The organism is Escherichia sp. WS1450 (assembly GCF_046487395.1).
Classification (GTDB): domain Bacteria; phylum Pseudomonadota; class Gammaproteobacteria; order Enterobacterales; family Enterobacteriaceae; genus Escherichia; species Escherichia coli.
Genome location: NZ_JBJQJO010000078.1, coordinates 1 through 3,614 on the forward strand (window position 1 = coordinate 1; position 3,614 = coordinate 3,614).

Annotated in this window: 3 protein-coding genes and 2 pseudogenes; all 5 read right to left on the minus strand. The window is 55.9% G+C overall.

Annotated elements, in window-relative coordinates; translation table 11 throughout:
• A pseudogene (locus tag ACJHYR_RS27130) lies at nucleotides 1-96 on the minus strand (phage tail protein); the annotation flags it as partial.
• Entirely contained in the window at nucleotides 96-644 is a 549-nt protein-coding gene (locus ACJHYR_RS27135; protein WP_001544766.1) for a phage baseplate assembly protein V, read from the minus strand. The pseudogene ACJHYR_RS27130 and the gene ACJHYR_RS27135, both read right to left, overlap by 1 nt.
• Nucleotides 644-1,723: a phage baseplate assembly protein gene (locus tag ACJHYR_RS27140; protein WP_001544767.1), complete on the minus strand. Its 1,080-nt coding sequence runs from the start codon at nucleotides 1,721-1,723 to the stop codon at nucleotides 644-646. Before ACJHYR_RS27140 ends, ACJHYR_RS27135 begins: the two co-directional genes overlap by 1 nt.
• On the minus strand, nucleotides 1,720-3,096 hold the full coding sequence (locus tag ACJHYR_RS27145; protein ID WP_072837603.1) for a DNA circularization protein: 1,377 nt from the start codon (nucleotides 3,094-3,096) through the stop codon (nucleotides 1,720-1,722). The genes ACJHYR_RS27140 and ACJHYR_RS27145 overlap by 4 nt, the downstream gene beginning before the upstream one ends.
• Before the next feature lie 24 nt (nucleotides 3,097-3,120).
• A pseudogene (locus tag ACJHYR_RS27150) lies at nucleotides 3,121-3,504 on the minus strand (phage tail tape measure protein); the annotation flags it as partial.
• Between the last annotated feature and the right edge of the window lie 110 nt (nucleotides 3,505-3,614).

A 3,614-nucleotide genomic window follows, 5' to 3' on the forward strand; every position in this document is an offset into this window, starting at 1 on the left:
CCAGGTAAACAGGGAAATCACCACGGCGCGGGTCAGCGGATCCAGCGGTGCGCTGGCGCAGGTGCGTTTACCGTTCACCGTCAGCCACAGTTCCATCATGCCTCCATCGCTTTATCAGGTTTGTCGGTGTTACTGCCCTGACCGTTCTCTCTGTGACGATGCCCGTTATATGCAAGCCGCATCGCTGACATGGTGGTGCCGCCGGAGTCGCACAGGTCTTTCACCTGTCCTGTCACTTCCAGGTCCATTTCAAAACGTGCTTTAGGTGAATTGCGAAACGTGATCGTTTTACCTGCACCGTCCACCACGATCCCCTCCCGGGTCAGCGTCACGGACTGCCCCTGATCGTCATAGACAGCCACCTCACCCGTCTGCAGCCCTTTCAGGCGGTAGCGCCGGTCCGACACCGTAACAACCACCGCATGAGAACGGTCGCCATCCGGAAACAACACCACCGCTTCCGCACCGCTGTTTGCCCTTGAGGTAAAACCGTAGGGTTCAAGATGTTCAACCCCTGCTTTGGGTTCACCGGCAATCAGGGACACATCCACGGTCTGACATTTCGTGGCGGCACTGATGCTTTTCACCACGGCTCGCCCAATCAGGCCGAGGAGTTGTCGCTGCATGGCTTCAATCGTCCTCATCAGAACGGGTCCTCCTGTACTCTGGCTTTTTTCTTTTTCCGCGCGCTGGGGGCTTCGGGTTCAGGCAGATAAGCATCAGGTGGGCCGACACGGATTTCCGTCAGGGTGCCGTTCTGGTCCTGAGTAAACGTGACTTCCGAAACAAGCAGTTCGGTATTGTCGAAACCACAGACCGGATCAAAGACAATCACCCGCTGGTTGGGCTGCCACAGCGTACCGTTACCCTGTCGCCAACCCTGCACCACATAGGTGGTTTCATCCGTCCGCGCCGCCCGTTGCCGGGCTTCAAAGTCCGCACGGGCAATACAGCCTGCCCCCGTAGCCTGCCCTGTCTGCCTGATATACATCGGACGGTAACGGGCAATAAATGCGTCCTCTGTGCGGGCCCGCAGCGCGGTGGTGGTGGCCTCACCGAAATCATCGTCGTTTCCGGCACGCTGCCCCGCCACCTGGTAAACAGAAAACCGCTCCCGGATACTCTTCTCCGTATCACAGGAAAGGATGTTTTCCCCAAGTACCAGCGCGGTATGTGCCCGCGTTGAGCCAATACCACCAATCACCAGCCTGCCGTGCGGGTCGTCATAAGCCAGCGCCTGCTGCTGACCGAGTATTTTGTTGATCACCTCAATCACCGTTTCACCGTGATCAGGCTGGACATCCGGAATAACACCCGACGGCGCATCGCTGTTCACCACCTCAATGCCGAAAGGCGCAGCAAGCGCCTGCGCAATCTGTACCAGCGATCGTCCGTTAAACTGTGTCGGTTCGGCTGCACAGTCAATCAGGTCAGCAGTCAGACTACGTCCGGCAATACCGGTGCTGACCGAACGGGCATCGTAACGAACGGGGGTCGCCTCCACCCAGCCGGTGATCACCAGCTCATCACCAATCAGCACTTCCACTTTTGAACCATTTTTAATGCGCGGCTGAAGCGTGGTGATACCCTCATCTCCCGGCCACTGGCGGGTGATCTCCACACTGAAATCCCGCGCCAGCCGTTCAATACCGGCACCGATGCGCACCGATGTCCAGCCATTCCACTCCCGGCCATTTACCCGTAGCGTGACATTGTCGTTCATTGCACTGGCACCTTCAGAGGGATCACCGGCACAAAGCCGGGATGCGTAATGGCATTACGCCGGATAATGTCCGCGTCACGCGCCGCGTTATCAAACCAGGTCGCCGCCAGCACCAGCGCGGGTAAAACCTCATCCGGTGTGCGCTGAATGATCCGTGCAGACTGTTCAAGGCGCGTGTTGATATCCGCATTCAGATCTGCTTTCACCCGGCGCAGCGCCAGAAACAGCGCATCGCTGGTTGTACGGGACAACTCCTTATCAATTGCCGTATTCAGTGTGTCGCGAATGTCAGTCAGTTCTTCCCACGTCGGCAGGTCAACCGTGTTTTTCACCGCCGGTGCATTGTTCAGTGCCGAATGCGTGACGGAAGGCCAGCCACTGCTCTGCGCAGGTGTTGTTGTCTGCCCCACTGCGGAATTCTGCATCACCGCGAAAGTTGTTGGCGCAGGCAATCGGGTAACGGCATACGCCGCTTCGCTGATTGCGGTCGTACGAAGAGTGCTGGCAACCACGTTACGCTGCTGCGTCGCCGTGGCGGTGGTTTTACTATCCGTTTTCCAGACGCCGCGCGGTTGCAGATCGCTGCCGAGGCTGACACCGGAAAGCGTTTTGATCATGGTGACCAGGTCGCTGGCGTTACCATAAAGGCGTTTCCCGGTACGCCACATTTTCTGCACCTGCTCAACGAAATTTTTGCCTGACGATGGCGGCGGCAGAAGTACCGAGATATCCCCCTGCAACAGCCTGGCGGCATCCGATACGGCAGAATCCACCACTTTCATCGCATCAGAAACATACCCCAGCATTATGCTGGCATTACCGATAACGTCGTTCTGCACGAAATCCGCCACACCATCGATACTGAAACCGCTGAAGCTGTCACTGATGCAGTCATCCAGTGCAGAACAGGATGACATCAGCGTCTGCGCCGTCGCCGCACCTGAAGTGGGGTAAGAGAGTTCTCCCGCTTCGACAAACTTCAGGTCAAAGCGGACAATACGCCCTTCACTCTTCGATGTGCTGACCCGAACTTCCCCGTCAACACAGACTTTCAGCTCACCGTATGTCGGATGGACAAGCGTGCCGGGACCGGGTTTATTCAGCGCTTCAATCAGGCGATCGCGCTGGTCAAAGCAGTCATCTCCCACCACATAAGCCGTGATGGACGGGCGGAAAGTGATTTTCCCCAGGTCTTCGGTATAGGGTTTGTCGCGGTTCGGGTATTCGTGCGTTTCCACACGGCGACCGGTTCCCGCACTTTCTTCTTCAACCTTAAACGGCACGCCGCGAAATGACGCGTCCTGAAGTCTGTCACGCCAGCCTGAAGACGACGAAAGTAATGAAGGTCGGGTGGGAAATGAGGATAAATCCATAGACTGACCTCAAAAAGGACTGCGTTATCGTGGAAAACGAAAAGGGGAATACCCCACATCGTGCGTGATTTTCATCAGGGGATCGGCTTTGCCCGGTACATCAATTATCTTCATACCTGGCGGAGCATTCTCGAACGTGACTTTCAGCTCGCTGTGCTGTGTCATGGAAGAGGATGGATTCAACAGCGGAACATTGGGTTTGTACTGACTCAGGCTGGCCTGATACTGCTCGTACTCTTTACGATCAAAAAAAGGCGTCCAGTCTGAAGCCAGAAACAGCCCTTTATTATCCAGCCAGTTAACCGTATCTTCAGGAACAACACTTTCCAGAGTATCTTTAACCGGCTCATACATCAGGGTTCCCAGAAAACCATATACCCCGGCCTTCCCGATAAAGCCGCGGCCTTTGTAGTGGTCAAGTAATACTGGCCACGGTTTTACAGTAAAAATGGTATCTGTTCTCTGACTCTTCCGGCGTCAGCCCTCCGTTATAATGGTGAGGCCTGACGCTATTGTAA

What these genes read in the sequence shown, in the direction of transcription:
- ACJHYR_RS27135 (WP_001544766.1), bottom strand. Translation starts at nt 644, where the DNA reads ATGAGGACGATTGAAGCCATGCAGCGACAACTCCTCGGCCTGATTGGG.
- ACJHYR_RS27140 (WP_001544767.1), bottom strand. Translation starts at nt 1,723, where the DNA reads ATGAACGACAATGTCACGCTACGGGTAAATGGCCGGGAGTGGAATGGC.
- ACJHYR_RS27145 (WP_072837603.1), bottom strand. Translation starts at nt 3,096, where the DNA reads ATGGATTTATCCTCATTTCCCACCCGACCTTCATTACTTTCGTCGTCT.